The sequence below is a fragment of the Flavobacterium longum genome, assembly GCF_965137575.1.
GTDB lineage: Bacteria > Bacteroidota > Bacteroidia > Flavobacteriales > Flavobacteriaceae > Flavobacterium > Flavobacterium longum.
In genome coordinates this window covers 18,501-40,041 of sequence record NZ_CBCRZJ010000009.1, presented here as the reverse complement: position 1 = coordinate 40,041, position 21,541 = coordinate 18,501, and the positions used below count along the sequence as shown (strand labels likewise).

Annotated in this window: 15 protein-coding genes; all 15 read left to right on the top strand. The window is 50.4% G+C overall.

Annotated features, from left to right (window positions below; translation table 11 throughout):
• Nucleotides 1–2 precede the first annotated feature (2 nt).
• Nucleotides 3–1,385, top strand: a complete 1,383-nt coding sequence (locus tag ACM9J1_RS13740) for an MFS transporter (RefSeq protein WP_415582656.1) — start codon at nt 3–5, stop codon at nt 1,383–1,385.
• Nucleotides 1,378–2,553, top strand: coding sequence for a glycoside hydrolase 100 family protein (locus ACM9J1_RS13735; RefSeq protein WP_415582655.1), 1,176 nt, complete (start codon nt 1,378–1,380; stop codon nt 2,551–2,553). The genes ACM9J1_RS13740 and ACM9J1_RS13735 overlap by 8 nt, the downstream gene beginning before the upstream one ends.
• Before the next feature lies 1 nt (nt 2,554).
• A complete protein-coding gene (locus tag ACM9J1_RS13730) occupies nt 2,555–3,484 on the top strand; it encodes a carbohydrate kinase family protein (RefSeq protein ID WP_415582654.1) in 930 nt (309 codons plus the stop codon).
• 149 nt (nt 3,485–3,633) lie between these two features.
• The gene (locus ACM9J1_RS13725) at nt 3,634–5,928 is read left to right on the top strand and encodes an NADP-dependent malic enzyme (RefSeq protein ID WP_415582653.1); all 2,295 of its coding nucleotides are present in this window, start codon (nt 3,634–3,636) and stop codon (nt 5,926–5,928) included.
• A gap of 89 nt (nt 5,929–6,017) precedes the next feature.
• The gene (gene ruvA / locus ACM9J1_RS13720) at nt 6,018–6,599 is read left to right on the top strand and encodes a Holliday junction branch migration protein RuvA (RefSeq protein ID WP_415582652.1); all 582 of its coding nucleotides are present in this window, start codon (nt 6,018–6,020) and stop codon (nt 6,597–6,599) included.
• A 33-nt stretch (nt 6,600–6,632) separates the two neighbouring features.
• Complete coding sequence (sov, locus tag ACM9J1_RS13715) at nt 6,633–13,919, top strand: T9SS outer membrane translocon Sov/SprA (RefSeq protein WP_462917004.1); 7,287 nt, start codon at nt 6,633–6,635, stop codon at nt 13,917–13,919.
• A gap of 91 nt (nt 13,920–14,010) precedes the next feature.
• Nucleotides 14,011–14,391, top strand: a complete 381-nt coding sequence (gene gcvH, locus ACM9J1_RS13710; protein ID WP_415582651.1) for a glycine cleavage system protein GcvH — start codon at nt 14,011–14,013, stop codon at nt 14,389–14,391.
• Nucleotides 14,384–14,764 (top strand): VanZ family protein, encoded by a 381-nt coding sequence (locus tag ACM9J1_RS13705; RefSeq protein ID WP_415582650.1) that lies wholly within the window; start codon nt 14,384–14,386, stop codon nt 14,762–14,764. Before gcvH ends, ACM9J1_RS13705 begins: the two co-directional genes overlap by 8 nt.
• 61 nt (nt 14,765–14,825) lie before the next feature.
• Entirely contained in the window at nt 14,826–15,566 is a 741-nt protein-coding gene (gene deoC / locus ACM9J1_RS13700) for a deoxyribose-phosphate aldolase (protein ID WP_415582649.1), read from the top strand.
• An 8-nt stretch (nt 15,567–15,574) separates the two neighbouring features.
• The gene (locus ACM9J1_RS13695) at nt 15,575–17,662 is read left to right on the top strand and encodes a gliding motility protein RemB (RefSeq protein ID WP_415582647.1); all 2,088 of its coding nucleotides are present in this window, start codon (nt 15,575–15,577) and stop codon (nt 17,660–17,662) included.
• Complete coding sequence (locus ACM9J1_RS13690; protein ID WP_415582646.1) at nt 17,662–18,372, top strand: hypothetical protein; 711 nt, start codon at nt 17,662–17,664, stop codon at nt 18,370–18,372. The genes ACM9J1_RS13695 and ACM9J1_RS13690 overlap by 1 nt, the downstream gene beginning before the upstream one ends.
• A 183-nt stretch (nt 18,373–18,555) precedes the next feature.
• Nucleotides 18,556–19,467 (top strand): heme o synthase, encoded by a 912-nt coding sequence (gene cyoE / locus ACM9J1_RS13685; RefSeq protein WP_415582645.1) that lies wholly within the window; start codon nt 18,556–18,558, stop codon nt 19,465–19,467.
• A 5-nt stretch (nt 19,468–19,472) separates the two neighbouring features.
• The gene (locus ACM9J1_RS13680; RefSeq protein WP_415582644.1) at nt 19,473–20,078 is read left to right on the top strand and encodes a cytochrome c oxidase subunit 3; all 606 of its coding nucleotides are present in this window, start codon (nt 19,473–19,475) and stop codon (nt 20,076–20,078) included.
• Nucleotides 20,079–20,145: 67 nt separating this feature from the next.
• A complete protein-coding gene (locus ACM9J1_RS13675) occupies nt 20,146–21,168 on the top strand; it encodes a cytochrome c oxidase subunit 3 (protein ID WP_415582642.1) in 1,023 nt (340 codons plus the stop codon).
• Nucleotides 21,169–21,189: 21 nt separating this feature from the next.
• Nucleotides 21,190–21,540, top strand: a complete 351-nt coding sequence (locus tag ACM9J1_RS13670; RefSeq protein ID WP_415582641.1) for a cytochrome C oxidase subunit IV family protein — start codon at nt 21,190–21,192, stop codon at nt 21,538–21,540.
• The last annotated feature ends 1 nt before the right edge of the window (nt 21,541 follow it).

Below are 21,541 nucleotides of genomic sequence, written 5' to 3'. Positions count from 1 at the left end.
GCATGAGCAAAAAGATAAACCTGGGCTTTTGGCAAATCTGGAATATGAATTTCGGCTTTTTCGGGATTCAATTCAGTTTTGGTTTGCAGCAAAGTAACATGAGCGCCATCTACAAATATTTGGGCGCGGACGAAGGCAGTTTGCCGATGTTGTGGCTTGCAGGCCCAATTACCGGATTGATTGTTCAGCCGATAGTTGGAGCAATCAGCGACGGCACATGGTCACCGAAATTTGGCCGCAGGAAGCCATTTTTCCTCATTGGCGCATTGGTGTCCAGCTTGGCGTTGTTGCTCATGCCGTTTTCAAAGACGTTGTTCATGGCGGCGAGCCTGCTTTGGATTCTCGATGCCGCCAACAATGTGGCCATGGAACCGTATCGGGCATTCGTAGCCGACAAGCTCAACGAAAAACAAATGTCGCTTGGCTTTTTGATGCAGAGTTTTTTTACCGGTTTTGGCATCACGCTGGCCAACTTTACACCCGCGATTTTGGTGTCTTTAGGGTTTCTGGCCATTACCGATAAAATGCAGAACGGTATTCCGGCGTACACGTATTGGGCATTTTTCATCGGTGCGTTTGCGTCGATCGCTTCGGTGTTGTTGTCGGTCATGACTACCAAAGAGTATCCGCCCACCGACGAAGAACTGGAAATCATTCGCGAAAAGAAAAAAGAGAACATCCTAAAATCGGTCTGGAACGACATCACCGAAGCCTTCCGAACGATGCCGCTCACGATGAAACAACTGATTCCGGTGAAATTCTTCACTTGGTACGCCATGTTTTGTTACTGGCAATACATCACATCGTCGTTGTCATTGTCGTTGTTCGGCACCACAGATCAGGCTTCGGCGGAATTCTCAAAAGCCCAGTTGCTCACCGGCAGCCTGAATGGTACGTACAACATTATCTGCTTTATGGTGGCATTCTTACTCGTGCCTTTGGCGCTTAAAATCGGGGCAAAAGGCGTTCATTTCATCGCGCTCACCTTGGGCGGCGTCGGGTTGTTGACTATCCCATTTTTAAACAATACCGACGTACTTTTCATCATGCACAATCCTTTTGGCAACAACATTCCCGTCACGACCATTTTCGTCTACGCCTTTGGGTTGGGCATTTCATGGGCATCCACGATGGCGATGCCGTACCAGTTGCTCGCCGGTTCCATCCCGAAGGAAAAAACAGGCGTGTACATGGGCATTTTCAACATGTTTATCGTTATCCCGATGGCCATCCAAATCCTGACCATGCAATACTTCGTGTACGACTGGCTCGGGAATAATCCGACCAACGTCATCAAGCTCGCCGGCGTGTTTTTAATTGTCGCCGGTGTGCTGACTCTTTTTATCACCGTCAAAAACAAAAATCAAATCGTACAAGGTGAATGACATCGGCTACCATAAAGCAATCAGTTTGTTGCGAAGCGTTGTTTCGCCCGAAGGTTTCTTGGCCAGCGCCGAAGACACGACCAACTACAAAAGGGTTTGGGCACGCGACGGTGTGATTTGCGGCTTGGCTGCCTTGGCTTCCGGCGAAGAAGATTTGGTGGCAGCGTTCAAAAACACCTTGGATACATTGGCAAGGAACCAACATTCCGTCGGGACGATTCCTTCAAATGTGTTGGTTTCGGGAGAGGCAACCGAAGTCAGCTACGGCGGTTTGGCCGGCCGCGTTGATGCCGTGGCGTGGTTCATCATCGGGGTTTGCCAGTATGCCTATCATATGTCCGACGCTTCGTATGTAACCCGATATCAAGTCGAAATTGAAAAAGCGCTTGGTCTTTTGGATGCTTGGGAATTCAACAACAAACATTTGGTGTATGTGCCGCTTTCCGGAAACTGGGCAGACGAATACATCACCGACGGCTATGTGCTGTACGACCAGTTGTTGCGTGTCTGGGCGTTAAAAAGCTACAACCATTTTGCGAAAGGCGAGGCCATCCAACAAAAAATAGATGCCATTGTACACCAGATCGAAATCAATTTCACGCCGGGCACTGGCGGTGAAAAATACCACGAGCGCGCATACCGCGAACTCGATTTTCAGGATTACATGCCGTGCTCGTTTTCGCCGGCCGGTTACAAAACGCAGTTTGACGCTTTTGCTCATTCGCTGGCGCTTTTGCTCAACATCGGTACAGAAGGATTTCAATCCAGGATACTGGAGCATGCCATCCGTTTGGCTTCCGAAACGGCTATGGGATTGCTGCCCGCGTTCTGGCCGCCGGTTTTTCCTACCGACCCAGATTGGCACCTGCTCAAAAGCAATTGCAAATATGAATTCCGGAATCATCCGTATGAATTCCACAACGGCGGAAGCTGGCCCATGGTAAATGGTTTTTTTGGAATGGCATTATTGTCTAAAGGCGCGCGGCAAGATGCGGCGTTGTTGCTCGAGAAGATCAATCTGGCGAATGCCCGCGGCGGCGATGCGTTCTACGAGAACTTCAACACCAAAACGGCCGAGCCCAACGGCGTCTGCTATTGCGCCTGGAGTGCGGCGGCCACGGTATTGGTGCACCAGTCAATACACCAAAATTTCAAAATAGCATTTTAAGTTGAAACCCATAGACATCATCAGCATAGGAGAAGTTTTGATCGATTTTATCGGCCATGAGGTCAATACATCCATCAACAGGACCAAAGATTACCATCGGTTTTTGGGCGGTTCGCCAACCAATGTGGCCGTGAATGCATCGCGTCTGGGCCTGAATGCGGTCTTGGTGGCGTCTTGCGGCCAGGACGGATTGGGCGATTATGCCATCCGGAAACTGAAGTCAAACCGCGTAAATACCAATTACATCGAGAAGTCTGAAACCGTCCCGACGTCGGTCATATTCGTCTCGAAATCAACCGACACGCCAGATTTCATCCCATATCGTCAGGCCGATTGCGAAATTTTTCCACACCAGTTGCCCGATGCGGTCATCGCCGACGCCAAAGTATTCCATACTACTTGTTTCGCCCTGAGCAAAAACCCGGCGCGGCAAACCATCCTGAATCGCGCCCAGAAGGCCAAATCGCTGGGCTTGCAGCTCAGCATTGACGTAAACTTCTCGGAGCGCATCTGGCCAGACCGGGAGGAAGCCAAGCGTGTGCTGAAGCAGTATGTGGCCAATGATCCGTTGGTGAAGTTGAGCGAAGACGATTGTTACCGCCTGTTTGCGGCCGTGAAGTCTGAAGAGTATATTTTCGATTATTTCCACGGATTGGGCGCGTCCACGATTTGCCTTACCAAAGGGAAAGAAGGCGTCGTGGTGTCCGACGTGAACCAAGGTTTGTTTTTCCAAAAAGCCATGCCCATCGCCGAAGTGAAAGACACTACCGGCGCAGGCGATGCTTTCTGGACCGGATTTCTTTATGCGCAGTTGCACGGCAGAAGTCTGGAGGAAACCATTACGCTGGCCCAGAAACTGGCTGCCATAAAATTGCAGAACGTGGGCAGGCTGCCGGACAACATCAACATCAAGGCGCTGTTGCAGGAGTAAACGCATCATATTTAGTTAGTTGTTGTGGAAAAGCCGTATCAGTTGGTGCGGCTTTTTCGTTTTTTTGACGGGCGATGCCACAAATGGTGAAAATTTCCATTTCCAATTAACACGATACTTCTACCTTTGCAAGTCAGAATAAACCAGCAATGAACAAATTCAGCAAACGCCGCGAAGCACTTCTATACCACGCCAAACCCATTCCGGGTAAAATCCAGATTGTCCCGACGAAGAAATACGCCACACAGCGCGATTTGTCGTTGGCGTATTCGCCGGGCGTGGCCGAACCTTGCCTTGAGATCGCGAAGGACGTCAACAACGTTTACAAATACACCTCAAAAGGAAATCTTGTGGCCGTTATTTCAAACGGTACGGCGGTGCTCGGCTTGGGCGATATCGGTCCGGAAGCGTCAAAACCCGTCATGGAAGGCAAGGCGCTTTTGTTCAAGATTTTTGCAGGCATCGATGTGTTCGACATTGAAATCGGCACCAAAGACATCGACGCGTTCATTGACACGGTTAAAAACATAGCGCCCACATTCGGTGGCATCAACCTCGAAGACATCAAAGCACCGGAGTCATTCGAGATTGAACGCAGGCTGGTGGAAGAACTGAACATACCGGTCATGCACGACGACCAGCACGGCACGGCCATCATTTCTTCGGCGGCATTGCTCAATGCGCTGGAACTCGCCAAAAAGAAAATCGACAAGGTGAAACTCGTGGTGTCCGGCGCCGGTTCTGCGGCACTCGCTTGTACAAACCTTTACGTGATGTTGGGCGTCAACCCCGAGAACATCATCATGTTCGACAAGGCTGGAGTGCTCTCCGCCGACCGCGACGATTTGTCTGACATACAGAAAAAATACGCCAAAGCCAAACCAGGATTGACCTTGGCCGACGCGCTCAAGGGTGCCGACGTATTCCTCGGGCTTTCAGCCGGCAATATCATGACGCCGGACATGCTGCGCGACATGGCGGCGAAACCCATTGTTTTTGCGATGGCCAACCCCACGCCCGAAATCGACTATGATTTGGCCGTAGCCACACGGGACGACATCATCATGGCCACGGGACGTTCAGACAACCCGAATCAGGTGAATAACGTGCTCGGTTTCCCATACATTTTCCGCGGCGCGCTTGACGTACGGGCGACCAAAATCAACGAAGCGATGAAAATGGCCGCCGTTAAGGCATTGGCCGCACTCGCCAAGGAATCGGTTCCGGAACAAGTGAACATTGCATATGGCGAACGCAAGCTGATTTTCGGCAAGGATTACATCATCCCGAAACCTTTCGATCCGCGTTTGATTACCACTGTAGCGCCCGCCGTTGCAAAAGCCGCGATGGAATCTGGCGTGGCGCAATTCCCGATTGACGATTGGGCCGAATACGAAGAAGAATTGCTGGCCCGATTGGGTTCAGACAACAAGACCGTGCGCTTGCTCACTAACCGCGCCAAGACCGACCCGAAACGCGTCGTATTCGCCGAAGCCGATCATCTCGACGTGCTCAAGGCGGCGCAAATCGTTTACGAGGAAAAGATCGCGTTCCCGATTTTGCTGGGCAACCGCGACACGATATTAGACCTGAAGGCCGAAATCGGTTTTGACGCCGAAGTGCCCATCATCGATCCTAAAACGAAGGAGGAAGACGCGCGCCGCGACCGATATGCAGACACGTTCTGGAAATCCCGTGAACGCCGTGGCATCCAGAAAATCGATGCACAGAAATGGATGCGCGAACGCAATTATTTTGCGGCCATGATGGTCAACGAAGGCGAAGCCGATGCCGTTGTTTCGGGCTATTCCAGGAGTTACCCGACGGTCGTCAAACCGATGATGCAATTGATTGGGAAAGCGCCGGGCATTTCGCTGATTGCCACGACCAACATGATGATGACCTCGCGCGGTGCGATGTTTTTGTCTGACACGGCCATCAACCCAAACCCGACAGCCGACGATTTGGCAAAAATCGCGTTGATGACCGCCAAAACCGTAAAGCTTTTCGGGATGGAACCCGTGGTGGCCATGGTGTCGTTCTCGAATTTTGGTTCCTCGACCGATACTGGCGCGTCGAAAGTACGCGAGGCCGTGGCCTACCTGCACAAATACTACCCGGATTTGATTGTGGACGGCGAAGTTCAGGCGGATTTTGCGCTCAATCCTGAAATGCTCAAGGACAAATTCCCGTTTTCGAAACTCGCCGGAAAAAAAGTGAACACCTTGATTTTCCCGAACCTCGAATCGGCCAATATTACCTACAAGTTGCTCAAGGAATTGTACGAAGTGGATTCTGTTGGCCCAATCATGATGGGCATGGACAAGCCTGCGCACATTTTCCAGCTCGGGGCACGCGTGGAGGAAATGGTCAATATGGTAGCCGTAGCCGTAGTGGATGCACAGGAAAAAGAGAAACGCCGGAAGCGCTGGCAACACGGATAAGGAAATATTGTGGGTGCGCCGCGGGTTGTGATAACTATTCGGCTTCCCTTAACAAAATTTTTTTATATTTGGCCATTACTTAAGCGGGAATGATAGCACATTTACAGGGGAAACTCGTTGAAAAAACGCCAACCGAGGTCATCATAGATTGCGGCGGCGTTGGATACCAAGTCAACATATCGCTGCATACCTACTCGCTAATCCCTGATACAGAACATCTTAAGCTTTACACGTATCTCCAAATCAAGGAAGATGCGCATACGCTTTTTGGTTTTGTAGAAAAATCCGAGCGCGAATTGTTTAAGCTTTTATTGTCGGTTTCCGGAATCGGGGCATCCATCGCACGGACGATGCTTTCGTCGCTAGATCCGAAGCAGATCATTCATGCTTTGGGTGCTGGCGACATCGCTACAATCCAAGGAATTAAAGGCATCGGCGCCAAAACCGCACAGCGCGCCATCCTGGATTTGAAGGACAAAGTGTTAAAAGTCTACGATCTGGACGAAGTTTCCATCAGCCAAAGCAATACAAACAAAGAAGAGGCGTTATCTGCTTTGGAAGTGCTGGGCTTTAACAAAAAGTTGGCAGAAAAAACTGTCGACAAAATTGTCGCGTCCCAGCCTGACGCCACAGTTGAATCAATCATCAAACAAGCGTTAAAAAATCTATAGTTCTTGAAAACAGTTTACGCTAAGACCAATCATATTTTGAAATTCAGTTGCCTGATGGTGCTGTTGCTCATCGGGTTTCAGGCCATTGCACAGGACGATCCGCCATTTCCGAACGATTCCATTCCGGGTTATTCACAAGGCCAGCTCGATTTAAAGAATCCGCCGAGCATTCTCGAAGCTTATACATACGATCCGGTCACGAATCGCTACATCTACACGCAATCGGTGGACGGTTTCAACATCAATTACCCGATCATTTTAACGCCGGAAGAATACCAGCAATTGGTCACGCGCGAATCGATGCGCAAATACTTCCAGGAAAAGTCTGACGCCATGGACGGCAAGAAAGACGGCGCCGAAGAGAAGAAGAAGGATTTGTTGCCGCGCTACTACGTGAACTCCGGATTTTTCGAGACGATTTTCGGCGGGAATACCATCGACGTCAAGCCCACGGGTTCCGTGGAAATGGACTTGGGTATCCGATACACGCGGCAAGACAACCCTTCGTTTTCGCCGCGGAACCGCTCGAACCTGACCTTTGATTTCGACCAGCGCATCAGCATGAGCCTTCAAGGGAAAGTGGGTACACGATTGAACGTCAATGCGAACTATGACACAGAATCGACCTTTGCATTCCAGAACCTGATCAAACTCGAATATACGCCGACCGAAGACGACATCATCCAGAAAATCGAAGTCGGTAACGTGAGTTTCCCGCTGACGAATTCGCTTATCCGCGGTGCGCAAAGCCTTTTTGGGGTGAAAGCGCAGTTGCAGTTCGGAAAGACGACAGTCACCGGTATTTTCTCGGAGCAGAAATCGCAGACCAAAACCGTGCAGGCGCAAGGCGGCGGCACGATCCAGGACTTTGAATTGTTTGGATTGGACTACGACCCGGACCGCCACTTCTTCCTCTCGCAGTACTTCCGCAGCAAGTACGATCAGGCGATGAAAAACTACCCTTACATTGACAGCCGCGTACAGATCACGCGCATCGAAGTTTGGGTGACCAACCGCCAGAACCGTGTGAATACGCAGGCGAATAACCTAAGGAACATCATCGCATTACAGGATTTGGGTGAAGCCGAACTGACCGGTTACCAAGATCCGCTGGTGGCAGCCTTCAGCGGTACGCCGCCGGCCAACTTCTTTAACGTGGCGCCGGATACGCCGGCCGACAACAACAACAACGATTTCGACCCTGAAAACATCGGCGTCGGCGACAACCTCCTGAATTCGAACATCCGTGAAATCGTGACGGCGAACTCCGGTTTCAACGTAATTTCGCCTAGTGAAGGCCGCGACTATTCCAAACTGGAAAACGCGCGCAAACTCCAGCCGAACGAATTTACCTACCATCCGCAATTGGGTTACGTCTCGTTGCAACAGCGTTTGTCTAACGACGAAGTGCTGGCCGTGGCCTACCAATATACGATTGGCGATCAGGTTTACCAAGTAGGTGAATTCGGTACCGACGGCGTTGAAGCCACACAAACCAACAACGTTGACCCATCGGTCAACCCGACGGTGATCGTGACGCAAAGCTTGATCCTGAAAATGCTCAAGAGCAACCTGACCAGCGTGAGCCAGCCGGTCTGGAACCTGATGATGAAGAACATTTACCAGATTCCGGGCGCGTTCCAGTTGGAGCAGGAAGATTTCAGGTTTAACATCTTGTACACCGACCCGTCGCCGCTGAACTACATCACGCCGGTAGGCACGACGCCGTTTCCGCCATCGCCGCCCAATGCGCCCGTGGCCGAAACGCCGCTTTTGAAAGTCTTCAATATGGACCGATTGAACTCCAGCAACGACCCGCAGGTTGGCGGCGACGGTTTTTTCGATTTCATCCCGGGATTGACAGTTGATACACAAAATGGCCGACTGATTTTTACGACCGTAGAACCGTTTGGTAAAACGCTGTTCGACAAACTCCACCTGGACGGCGGATTGGACACTTACGGCGATCCGTTGACCTACAACGACAACCAGCGCAAATACGTGTTCCGCAATTTGTACCGCAGCACGCAAGCCTCTGCGTTGCAGGAAAGTGAGAAAAATAAATTCCAACTCCGTGGACGGTTCAAATCCACGGGCGGCGACGGTATTCCTATCGGGGCATTCAACGTACCGCGTGGTTCCGTGGTCGTAACTGCCGGTGGCCGCGTGTTGCAGGAAGGTATTGATTACAGCGTGAACTACCAATTGGGCCGCGTGCAAATCCTTGATCCGGCATTGCAGGCTTCGGGTACGCCGATTCAGGTTTCCGTAGAAAATAACTCAGTGTTCGGGCAGCAAACGCGCCGCTTTATGGGTGTGAACGTCGAGCACAAATTCAACGAGAAATTCCTCGTTGGGGCAACATTCCTGAAAATGACCGAGCGTCCGTTTACCCAAAAATCGAACTACGGGCAAGAGTCGGTAAACAATACCATCTTCGGCGCCAACGTGAATTACGCGACCGAAGTGCCGTTCTTGACACGATTGGCCAATAAATTACCGAACATCGACACCGACGTGCCGTCCAACCTTTCGTTGCGTGGTGAAATCGCTTTCTTGAAACCAGACACGCCAAAGGCCGACCAGTTTGAAGGCGAATCAACCATTTATGTGGATGATTTCGAAGGTTCTCAAACGACAATCGATATGCGTGCGCCACTGTCGTGGTTCCTATCATCGGTGCCGGTGCACAACGCCGATGTCACCGAGTACCCTGATTTCGGTGCCGACGCGAACGACCTTTCCTATGGTTATCGCAGGGCGAAATTGAACTGGTACACCATCGACCCGACGTTTTACGCCCAAACCCCGGGCGAACTCGCACCGCAGGACGTAGCCTATAACATGACGCGGCGCATCTACAGCGAAGAATTGTATCCGAACGTAGACATTGCCGTAGGTCAATCGCAAGTCATCAACACGCTGGATTTGACGTACTACCCAACAGAACGCGGGCCGTACAACTACAACCCATTGGCTGCTGCTACGAACGGTTTTACGCCGACCGATGCCGTGAACAATTTCGGCGGCATCATGCGCGCAATCAACTCCACGAATTTTGAACAAGCCAACGTAGAATACATCCAATTCTGGATGATGGATCCGTACGTAGACACGGGTAACACGGGCAACCCTGATGCTGGCGTGGCGAACCCTACCAACGAAGGGCGGATTTATTTTAACCTCGGCGCGATTTCCGAAGACGTACTTAAAGATGGCCGCAAGCAATACGAAAACGGCCTCGGCGGAAATGCCATCCAGTCGTCCACGATTTGGGGTAGCGTGCCTGCATCACAATCCTTGATCTACGCTTTCGACACCGACGCCGGTAACCGTACCGCACAAGACGTTGGTCTGGACGGTTTGAACGATGCCGATGAAGCCGCGCAATTCCCGGCGTTTGCGTCGGCGGCCGACCCGTCTGAAGACAACTATCAGTATTTCCTGAGTGCCAGCGGTTCGGTGATTGAAAGGTACCGCCAGTATAATGGCCTGCAAGGCAACTCGCCTGTTGATGTCAACAACACCGATCGTGGTTCCACGACGCTTCCGGATGTGGAAGACATCAACCGCGACAATACCATGAATACCATCAATGCGTATTACGAATACAGCATCGATGTCCATCCGGGCATTTCATTGGCCGATCGCTACGTGACAGATATCAAGGAAAACGTGCCGGCGGTGAACTTACCTACCGGAACCAATGCCACAACGACACGTTGGATCCAGTACAAAATTCCGATTTCATCTCCCGAGAATACCATTGGCGGCATCAGTGATTTCCGTACGATCCAGTTCATGAGGATTTTCGCGACGGGCTTCAACGACCAGATTACGTTCCGTTTCGGGGCGATGGATTTGGTGCGTGGCGAATGGAGGCGATATGTAAACGCACTCGACCTGACCGATCCGACGGTGGACGACGATAATACGACGTTCGACGTACAGGCCGTGAACATCCAGGAAAATAATGATCGCGAACCGATTCCTTACGTGACGCCTCCGGGTGTGGTTCGTGAGGAACTCATCAACGGCAATACTTTGGTGTCGCAAAACGAGCAATCCTTGTCTTTGCGTGTCTGCGGTTTGGAAGAAGGCGAGCCTGACCCAATCGGTACGGGCGATTCTTCTGGCGACTCGCGCGCGGTGTTCAAGAACGTGAGCGTCGATATGCGCCAATTCAAACGCCTGAAAATGTTCCTGCACGCCGAGACATTGACTGGCGCGGGCAACCCGGTGTTGCAGAATGACGAATTGATTGGTTTCATCCGATTCGGTAACGACTTTACCGAGAACTTCTACGAAGTGGAAATCCCGTTGAAAGTAACCGCACCGAACGCGCAGTCTGCTGAGGAAATCTGGCCGGAAGAAAACGAGATTGACCTGTCGCTGGCGTTGCTCACCAAACTGAAAATACTCGCCATGGGAAGCTCGTCGCCAGTAGCCGACGCCAATGGCATCAAATACTTGAACGAAGGCGAACTGGACGGTTCGCTGGCGGGCCGCCCGAATGAATTGCGACTGGGCATCAAGGGTAACCCGAATTTCGGCTTGGTCAGGACGTTGATGGTCGGTGTGAAGAACAACACCTACAACCCGGCGATTCCTGCGGGAACGGCGTCAAACCCGCATCCGGTTTGCGGCGAAGTGTGGTTCAACGAGTTGCGTCTGGCCGAAATGGACAACAAAGGCGGTATGGCCGCGGTGCTGAACCTCGATTCTAACATTGCTGATTTCGCTACGGTTTCTGCCGTGGGTAAAATCAGTACGATTGGTTTTGGTGCGCTGGAACAAGGCCCGAACGAGAGAAGCCGTGAAGACGTCAAGCAATACAACATTGTCACGAACTTAAATCTCGGCAAATTGCTTCCGAAAAAGTGGGGCATCACGTTGCCGTTCAATTATGCCATCGGCGAAGAAACCATCACGCCGGAATACGATCCGTACAACCAGGACATCCGTCTGGACCAATTGATCGACAATACTACCGACGAGGCCGAACGCGACAACATCCGCAACCGCGCCATTGATTACACCAAGCGCAAGAGCATCAACTTCATCGGGGTGAAGAAGGAGCGTGGCGAAAAACAGAAACCGCACGTTTACGATCCGGAAAACCTCACGTTGTCATACTCTTATAATCAGGTGGAACACCACGATTTTGAGATTGAGAATTACCTCGACCAGCAGGTGAACACGACCGCGGATTATACCTATACGTTCCAGCCGAAAGCCGTTGAGCCGTTCAAAAAGAACAAGTTTTTCAAGAAGAGTTCGTACTGGAAGTTGCTGCAGGATTTCAACTTTAATTACTTGCCGTCGAGCATCAATTTCAACACGAACATCACCCGCCAGTACAACAAGCAGCAGTTCCGTCAGGTTGAAGTGGCTGGTATTCCGATCGATCCATTGTACCGCAGGAATTACCTGTTCAATTACCAGTACGGCTTTAACTACAACTTGACCAAGTCACTCAAGGTAAATTATACGGTGGCGACGAATAACATCGTCCGGAATTACATAGACGATGAAGGCGTCGTAGACAACAGCATCGGGTTGTGGGACGATTATTTCGAAGCCGGCGAAGCCAACCGCCAGACGCAGCAATTCGTGGTGAATTACGAGTTGCCGATCAACAAAATCCCGTTCCTGAGTTTCGTCAAGGCGAATTATTCCTACCAAGGCGATTACCAGTGGCAGCGCGCATCCTTGGCGTTGCAGCAAGTGGAATCTAACGGCACGATTTACGAATTGGGCAACACGATCCAGAATGCGGCGTCGCACAAAGTGAATGCATCGCTTACCATGGACACGTTCTACAAATACATCGGCTTGGTGAAAGGCGGACAAAAGAAAAAGACGCCGGCGAAACCTGCCGCGCCGCCAAAACCGGGCGAGAAAGTGGCGCCGGTGGCCCAGCCGAAACAAAATGAAGGCAACGTGTTTGTCGACGGTCTGATCGGTGTATTGACCAGCGTGAAAAACGTACAAATGAATTACACCGACAACCGCGGTACCGTATTGCCGGGCTATTTGCCGGGTATTGGGTTCTGGGGCACGTCACGGCCAACGCTGGGCTTTGTGCTCGGTTCGCAGGACGATGTGCGTTACGAAGCCGCCAAACGCGGTTGGTTGACGCTCTATCCGGATTTCAACCAGAACTTCACACGCACCGAAAACAAGTTGCTCAACTTTACCGCAAACGTGGATTTGTTCCCGGACTTCAAGATTGATCTGACCGCAGACCGCAATTACAGCGAGAATTATTCGGAACAATACAATGTGGATCTGAACCAAGCGCAACCATATCAGTCGCAGTCGCCATATACTTTTGGTAACTTCTCGATTTCGACCGTGATGTTGGCCACCGCGTTTAAGGCGAGCGATGAAAACGAATCGTCTGCGTTCAATGATTTCCGGGCGAACCGACTCATCATCGCCAACCGTTTGGCCGAGCGCTATTACGGCGGCACCGGTTTCCCGACCGACGCAGAAGGTTATCCGGTTGGTTTCGGCAAGAACAGCCAGCAGGTATTGCTTCCGGCGTTCCTGGCGGCATACACCGGCTTGAGTAGCAAAGCACAAGGCGAACGCGCCAACGATATTTCCTTAGGCGCTTTCCGCGACATTCCAATCCCGAACTGGACCGTGAAATACAGCGGCCTGATGCGTTACAAATTCTTCAAGGACAGGTTCAAGCGCTTCTCGTTGCAGCACGCGTATCGTGCGTCCTACACGATCAACTCGTTCCGTTCGAACTTTGATTACGACCAAAACCCGAACGGCACCGATCAGGCGGGCAACTTCTACAGCAAGACGATTATTTCAAACATCAACCTCGTGGAGCAATTCAATCCGCTCATCCGACTTGATTTCGAGATGAAGAATTCGCTGAAGATTTTGGCCGAACTCAAGAAAGACCGCGCGCTGTCTATGAGTTTTGACAACAACTTGCTCACCGAAGTCACCGGAATGGAATACGTGGCCGGTATCGGGTATCGTTTCAAGGATGTGACCATAACCTCGCGTTTGGCCGACAATCCGCAGGGCGTGATCAAAAGCGACATCAACGTCAAGCTCGATTTCTCGTTCCGGAACAACAAAACGATTGTGCGTTACCTGGATTACGACAACAACCAGTTGGCCGGTGGGCAAAACATCTGGTCGGCGAAGTTGACCGCAGATTATTCGTTCAGCAAGAATTTGACGGCAATTTTCTATTACGATCATCAATTCTCGAAGGCAGTCATCTCGACGTCGTTCCCGATGACCAACATCAGGGCTGGATTTACGCTGCGGTATAATTTCGGCAACTAAAAATTCATCGAAAATTAATGAAACATTGGCCGGCGAAACGTATTTTTGCGCTGCCACAAGGCTAGACAAATAAGAACAAAACCTTTATAAAATGAATATCCCAGCACATTTAAAGTACACGAAAGACCACGAATGGGTAAGCCTTGACGGCGATGTGGCCACCATCGGCATTACAGATTTTGCCCAGAAGGAGCTCGGCGACATTGTGTATGTTGAAGTTGAAACCCTGGACCAGACCTTGGAAACCGAAGAAGTTTTCGGTACGGTGGAAGCCGTGAAAACCGTGTCTGACCTTTTCTTGCCGATGGCCGGAGAAGTGATTGAATTCAATGACCATCTGGACACGAATCCTGAGACCGTAAACAGCGATCCTTACGGAAAAGGCTGGATGATCAAAGTAAAGGTTTCCGATCCGTCGGAATTTGACGCATTGCTTTCGGCCGACGATTACAAAGCGCTTATCGGTGCCTAAAAAAACGTGGCTCATACTGGCCTGGAGCTGGACCATCATCATTGCGGTGCTTTGTCTGGTGAGTTTTAAAGAATTCCCCACGGTTCGTGTGGCCAACGCCGACAAGTACGTGCACGGTGTCATGCACTTTTTATTCGTCGTGCTTTGGTATCAATACTATAGACGCAGCCGGGGTTTGCCCAAATTGTGGCTGCTCGGAAAATCGCTTCTGTATTCGGTATTGTACGGCTGCCTGATCGAAGTGGCGCAGGAGTGTTGCTGCACCACGAGAATGGCCGACCTCCGAGACGTGCTGGCCAATTTCATAGGCGCATTTGCAGGCGTTATGCTGCTGTGGGCGTTGGATTACAGCCGCGAAATAAATCAAGAATAAATACCATAAAAACTCCTGCTTCGGCGGGATTTTTTTATTTTTACCCGCAAATCAAATCCAAATGGAAATCAGGCAATATCTTGATTCAACTTACCTCAAAACGGCCCAACAAGCCGGGCTTTCTGAATCGGCCAATACCGAAGTCGTGACGCAATGCGTGGCCGAGGCCATCGCCGAGGGTTTTAAACTTGCGATGATCCGGCCCGAACACGTTGCCATGGCCAGGAAAATGGTCGATGCCGCTAAATCGAGCGTATTGGTAGGAACGGTCATCGATTTCCCGAAAGGCCAATCCTCAATTCAAGACAAATTGTCTGAAGCCGCACGCGCCATTGCAGACGGAGCCGACGAACTCGATTTCGTCTGCAATTACAACGCTTTTAAAGATGGCGATACCGATTTGTTGAAAGAGGAAATATTCGCCTGTACGAAATTTGGCCTCGACCACATGAAAACCGTGAAATGGATCATCGAGGTCGCGGCGCTCAACGACATGGAGATTGCGCGTATTTCAGCGCTCATCAAGGCAGTCGTTGTGACGCATTTCGAAGGCCATTACAACCAGGTTTTCGTCAAATCCTCTACCGGATTTTACGCGACCGAAGCCGGAAAACCCAATGGGGCGACGATTCCTTCGGTTACGATTATGCTCGAGAATGCCGCGCCACTTCCGGTGAAAGCCGCTGGCGGCGTGCGCACTTTTGACGAAGCGGTCGAGATGGTGAATCTCGGGGTAACGCGCATCGGGACTTCTGCCGCCAAAACCATTGCCGAAGGCGGCACTTCACAAAACGCCTACTAACGATGTTTATGAAAAAATACTTTGTTTTATTGTTGACGGTTGTGGCCCTTGCGGCGCATGCCCAATCCAACTTGGAGAAATATCCCGTTTATCCGGGCTGCGAAGGCCAGGATGCCGCGGGCATCGAGTCCTGTTTTTACCAGAAAGTCCAGCAGTTTGTCTTTGAGAAATTCCAAGTGCCGGATGCGCAAAAGGAGTTCAAAGGCGCGGTACTGGTGCTGTTCGAAGTGACCGATCAGGGCAAGTTCAACGTGTTGTACGCCGATGGCACGCCTGATCTGGCCGCCGAAAGCAAGCGCGTATTCGCTGCGTTGCCCCAGGTGACACCGCCATCATACAACGGCAAGCCAACCTATGCGAAATACACTTTAAAAATCAACATCCCGTTGCAGCAACCGGGCGAGAACGCGGTGCCGGCAAAAGTGAAAGAACCGGCGTATTCCTCAGGCAAGTTTGAAAAGGAACTCACGGAATTTGACAGCATCAAATACTCGAAATTCACGAACCCGCAACTCACCAGCCAGTTGAATGTGCCGTTTTCGCACGATTATTATTCCACGTTTGATCCAGCCTTGAACCAAGTAGGAAGCAACAACCACACGGGTTCAAAGCCGTTTACATACGCAGAGGTTGCCAAATATTACAGCATCGCCGAGGCCAACGACAAGATCAAGAAGAATCGTTCGGGCTGGCTCGGGCGCAAACTCTGGAACGAAAACATGGTCGAGATCCAGGGCGAAGGCTATTGGTTTACGCTCAACCCGATTCTGGATCTCCAATTGGGCAAGAACACCGAAGGTAAAGTAGATTATACTTACGTCAACACCAGAGGTTTGCAATTTCAGGGCGGTTTGGGCGAACAAGTAACATTCACCACGACGCTTTATGAAAGCCAAGGCCGTTTTGCGGATTATTACAACGCTTACGCGGAATCCATTGCAACCGGCGCGGGCGACCCGGCCATTATTCCAGGGATCGGCATAGCCAAACGGTTTAAGGAAGATGCATACGATTTCCCACTGGCCGAAGCCAATTTGTCTTACACCCCGAACCAATTCTTCAATATGCAGCTGGGTTACGGCAGGAATTTCATCGGCGACGGTTACCGGTCGTTGTTGCAGAGCGACGGCGCGAGCCCGTACCCGTTCTTCAAACTCAATACGACATTCTGGAAAATCAAGTACACCAATACATATATGTGGCTCAAGGATGTACGTCCGGAAGTGACCGTGGAGCGCACGTACGCCAAGAAATACATGGCGAACCATTATTTGAGCTGGAACATGTCCAAACGTTTCAACATGGGTTTTTTCGAGTCTGTGGTTTGGGCTGATACCAACGACCGTGGCTTTGACATGAGTTTCGTGAACCCACTCATTTTCTACCGTTCGGTGGAATTCGCTTCATCGGCGCGAAGTGGTAACGCCTTGCTGGGTTTAACCGGCAAATACAAAGTGAACAACAGTATAAACCTATACGGACAATTCCTGCTTGACGAATTTTCATTGGCCGACATGAGAGCGGGCGAAAGCAGTTGGAAAAACAAATTCGGGTACCAGTTCGGGGCGAAATATTTCAACGCATTTGGCATTAACGGTTTGCTCTTGCAGGCCGAGTATAACCACGTTAGACCGTACGTTTACGCCCATTCTGACCCATTGACCAATTATGCGCACAACAACCAGAGCATGGGCCACCAATGGGGTGGCAATTTCCGCGAGTTCATTGCGTTGGCGCGTTACCACAACGGGCGCTATTTTGCCGATGCGAAGATTACGTTCGGGGAACGCGGGCTTGATTTTGATACCGCCGAAAACGGCTTCAACTACGGTGGCAACATATTTAAGGATTACGAAATCGGGCGGCCGTTTGACAAGGGCGTCAAAGTAGGGCAGGGCAACAAGACAACGGTTTTCATCGCCGATATTCAGGCGGGTTATCTCATCAATCCGGCTACGAACCTCAAGGCTTTTGCGAGTCTGATTTACCGGAATTTTGACCCGACGCAGGAAACGCTCACCACTTTTAAGGATTCGACTACGTGGTTTTCTGTGGGCTTGCGGTGCGACATCTTCAACTGGTATTTCGATTATTGATGCGCATAATTCTTTCATCGCTGTTGGCTTTTGCCCTTTTGATTGGCTGTAAACCTGATGCAAAAGTGGAAGTTTTGGGCGTCAGTTTGGACGATGCCCAAAAAGTTGACGGCAAGAAAGTGCGGGTTGATTACGATGCGAACAAAGAACTTCTCGAAATTCTATGCCTGTTGCCCGACAGCGCCATGGCGAGTTGGGAATGGAAAGCATTTGAACGCCGCCGATGGGTTGACGACATCAAAACCAAAGGATTTGTGATGGATACATCCGAAACGGTAATGAACGTCAAGACCATCACGCCGCATTTTTTGGACTATCAGGTCGTGGACGGCACGTGGAAATTGGCCATTTACAAACTCGGGCCACGCAGCCGATTGGTTTTTACCGACGACGTTACGGGCGGCCACGACATCAACATCTTTTTATTCGACGGGAAGCAACTTCAGGCGCGGGAAGATTTTTTAAAGGCTTTGCGCCACGCGCTTTTGCCCGCAGATGCAGCCGAAGATTGTCTCGGCACGTGGGCGGAAGAGTTTCCTTTTTTTGACTTTGATTGTTCCCGTGAAAATAGCTTGTTGGTCACGATGCCAGCGATTGACCGCGTTTCAAATGACCAATGTCTGATCGGGAATAAGGTCACGTTTGCGATTTCGGGCGACGGTTTCAAGGTGGAAAAGGCGGAATGGCTTGGCGTGAAAGCGTCGGATTGACCGCGCTGCGTTAGCGATAGCAATGGAAATCCTTTTGCGGACGGGGATTTTTGTTTTGATTCCGGATGCTGTCGCAAAAGATTGCAATGGATAGCGCGGGCCGCAGGCAACGCCCCAAACTTTGTCACTTTCAGGCTTTGTTACTAGACAATCGTGCCGTATCTTTGCGCCAGTTTTTACCAAATGAATCCCGCATTGGATACGGCCACATCATTTTCGCTTAAGACAGCGTTTACGGATTTCAAGGAAATCACGAAGGCTGGTTTGGCCATTAGCGTTTTATTTTCTTCCATTGCCGGTTATTTGCTGGGTTTTGACAGCGCAAATCCGTTCAGTTGGCGTATTTTGCTGATGCTGATGGTAGGCGGTTATTGCATGGTTGGCGCGTCGAATGCGTTCAATCAGGTCATCGAAAAGGAACTCGACGCGAAAATGGACCGCACCAAAAACCGTCCGGTGCCGTCGGGCCGCATGTCTTCGCAGACCGCGCTGGTCATTGCCAGTGTGCTGACGCTTGTTGGGTTGACGTTGCTTTATTTGATCAACCCGAAAACGGCCATGTTCGGCGCCATTTCCATCTTTTTGTATACGAGTGTTTACACGCCGCTGAAAACCATGACGCCGTTGTCTGTTTTCGTGGGTGCTTTTCCGGGCGCGATTCCGTTCATGCTGGGCTGGGTTGCGGCGACGGGCAATTTTGGGATTGAAGCCGGAACGCTTTTCCTGATCCAGTTTTTCTGGCAGTTTCCGCATTTCTGGGCCATTGGCTGGTTCTTGTACGAAGACTATGAAAAGGCCGGTTTTTTTATGTTGCCGACCGGGAAAAAAGACAAGTCGACCGCGATGCAAACCATGCTCTACACGTTGTGGCTCATGATTGCGTCTTTGTTGCCCGCATTGGGTTATACAGGGAAATTGTTTCTCTCGCCGGTGGCGGCGTCGGTGGTTTTCGTGCTGGGTTTGTGGATGTTGTTCCACGCGGTAAAACTGTACAACGAACGTTCGGCCAAGGCGGCGAAAAGGCTGATGTTGGTGAGCGTGTCTTACATTACGTTGCTCCAATTGACTTATATAATCGATAAATTCTTAAGATAATGGCCATGAATATCCTGAAAGCGAAAGTGCCGCAAATGTCTGAAGACGAACATAAAGCCCGTACCGCCCGTTCGTATAAACTGATTCTGGGTTTTGCGATGGTGAGCATGACGATGATGTTCGCCGGACTAACCAGCGCCTGGGTCGTGAGCAAATCCCGTACAGACTGGATGAAGAATTTCGAAATGCCGACGCCGTTTTACATCAGCACGGCGGTGATTATCGGTTGCAGTATTTCGTTCTATCTCGCCAAGCGCGCCATCAAGCAGGACAACCGAAGTCTGGTGACGGCCATGTTGTTGCTGACGCTCATTCTGGGAAGCTTGTTTGCGTATTTTCAGATCATGGGTTTTGAGGCGATGTACGATAAAAAAATGTTCCCCGTGGGCGGCGCCGGTGCGATTACCGTGTCCTTCATTTGGGTGATTGTGGTTGCCCATTTGGCGCACCTTGCCGGCGGAATGATTTCTTTACTGATTATAATTTATAATCATTTTAAACAAAAATACCACAGTGGTCAAACCCTTGGAATTGAACTGGGTGCGATGTACTGGCACTTTCTGGACATATTGTGGCTTTACTTGTTTTTGTTTTTATATTTCTTCAAATGAAAACAATGTTTGCAAGTGTTTAGGAAAAAAATGTAAATTTGGAAACTTTTAACAGACTAACTCTTTTATGGAAGCGACAATTGTAAAAGCGGAAGAAAAAGTATGGGGCGGCGGCAATGAGCCAATGGGCGCCAGCTACGGCAAGCTCATGATGTGGTTTTTCATCGTGTCGGATGCCTTGACTTTCTCCGGATTTCTCGCAGCTTATGGTTTTTCAAGGTTTAAGTTCATCGAGACTTGGCCGTTGCCGGACGAAGTGTTTACGCACTTTCCGTTCATGCACGGCGTGGCGGCTCCGATGTACTATGTGGCCTTCATGACCTTTATCCTCATCTTCTCGTCGGTGACCATGGTTTTGGCCGTGGATGCAGGGCACCAGATGAAACAACAAAAAGTGGCGGTTTACATGTTGCTTACCATTATTGGTGGTTTGATCTTCGTTGGCTCACAGGCCTGGGAATGGAAAAACTTCATCAAAGGCGAGTACGGTGCCATTGAAACCAAAGGCGGCAGCTTGCTCCAGTTCGTTGATACCACAGGGAAAAGAGTTGCTTTGGCAGATTTTGCGGCAACACTCCCGGAAGAGCGTGAACAACTGACGCGCAGCAAAGGGAAATGGTTCATGGACGAACCTTCGTTGCCAAGCTTTTCGGTGGCCGAAGTGCAGGCTGGTTTTGCGGCTAATCCTAACCTGCTGATCCGTACGGAAAGGATTTATCAAGGTACGAAGGAAGACCTGGCAGACAAGCGTCTACAGCCGGGCATGCAGAAAATCAAGCATAAAGAAATTTTGACCCGCGCCGAATCTGAAAAGATGTTGGCCAATGCACACTACGTTGTAGAAGGTGCGAACCTGCACCGCAACGAATACGGAAGCAAGCTCTTTGCAGACTTCTTTTTCTTCATCACTGGTTTCCACGGTTTCCACGTATTCTCGGGCGTGCTGATCAACATCTTGATTTTCATCAATGTGTTGTTGGGCACCTACGAAAAACGCAGAACCTATGAAATGGTCGAGAAAGTTGGTTTGTACTGGCACTTCGTTGACTTGGTTTGGGTATTCGTATTTACATTCTTCTATCTCGTATAATTCTCCAATCAGATAAACATCATGGCACACGCACACGAATCTAACGCAAAGAGGATCTGGTTTGTTTTCGGATTGCTTTCTATCGTGACTATCGTAGAAGTGGCGCTCGGTATCATCAAGCCGGCCGCACTGCACAACAATAATTTCCTGAGCATGAACCTGCTCAACTGGATTTTCATCATTTTGACCATCGTCAAAGCATACTACATTGTTTGGGCTTTCATGCACATGGAAGGCGAACGCGCGAGCTTGCGCTGGTCCGTGGTCGCATCGGTGATTTTCCTTGTTCTATATCTTATTTTCATCCTCTTGGTCGAGGCCGATTATATCTACGAGGTGTTTAGGACTTCCACCATAAAGTGGAATTTCTAAA

Excerpts from the sequence above, each read along its gene's own strand:
- ACM9J1_RS13740 (WP_415582656.1), top strand. The coding sequence starts at position 3 with ATGAGCAAAAAGATAAACCTGGGCTTTTGGCAAATCTGGAATATGAAT.
- ACM9J1_RS13725 (WP_415582653.1), top strand. The coding sequence starts at position 3,634 with ATGAACAAATTCAGCAAACGCCGCGAAGCACTTCTATACCACGCCAAA.
- ruvA (WP_415582652.1), top strand. The coding sequence starts at position 6,018 with ATGATAGCACATTTACAGGGGAAACTCGTTGAAAAAACGCCAACCGAG.
- gcvH (WP_415582651.1), top strand. The coding sequence starts at position 14,011 with ATGAATATCCCAGCACATTTAAAGTACACGAAAGACCACGAATGGGTA.
- deoC (WP_415582649.1), top strand. The coding sequence starts at position 14,826 with ATGGAAATCAGGCAATATCTTGATTCAACTTACCTCAAAACGGCCCAA.
- ACM9J1_RS13695 (WP_415582647.1), top strand. The coding sequence starts at position 15,575 with ATGAAAAAATACTTTGTTTTATTGTTGACGGTTGTGGCCCTTGCGGCG.
- ACM9J1_RS13690 (WP_415582646.1), top strand. The coding sequence starts at position 17,662 with ATGCGCATAATTCTTTCATCGCTGTTGGCTTTTGCCCTTTTGATTGGC.
- cyoE (WP_415582645.1), top strand. The coding sequence starts at position 18,556 with ATGAATCCCGCATTGGATACGGCCACATCATTTTCGCTTAAGACAGCG.
- ACM9J1_RS13680 (WP_415582644.1), top strand. The coding sequence starts at position 19,473 with ATGAATATCCTGAAAGCGAAAGTGCCGCAAATGTCTGAAGACGAACAT.
- ACM9J1_RS13675 (WP_415582642.1), top strand. The coding sequence starts at position 20,146 with ATGGAAGCGACAATTGTAAAAGCGGAAGAAAAAGTATGGGGCGGCGGC.
- ACM9J1_RS13670 (WP_415582641.1), top strand. The coding sequence starts at position 21,190 with ATGGCACACGCACACGAATCTAACGCAAAGAGGATCTGGTTTGTTTTC.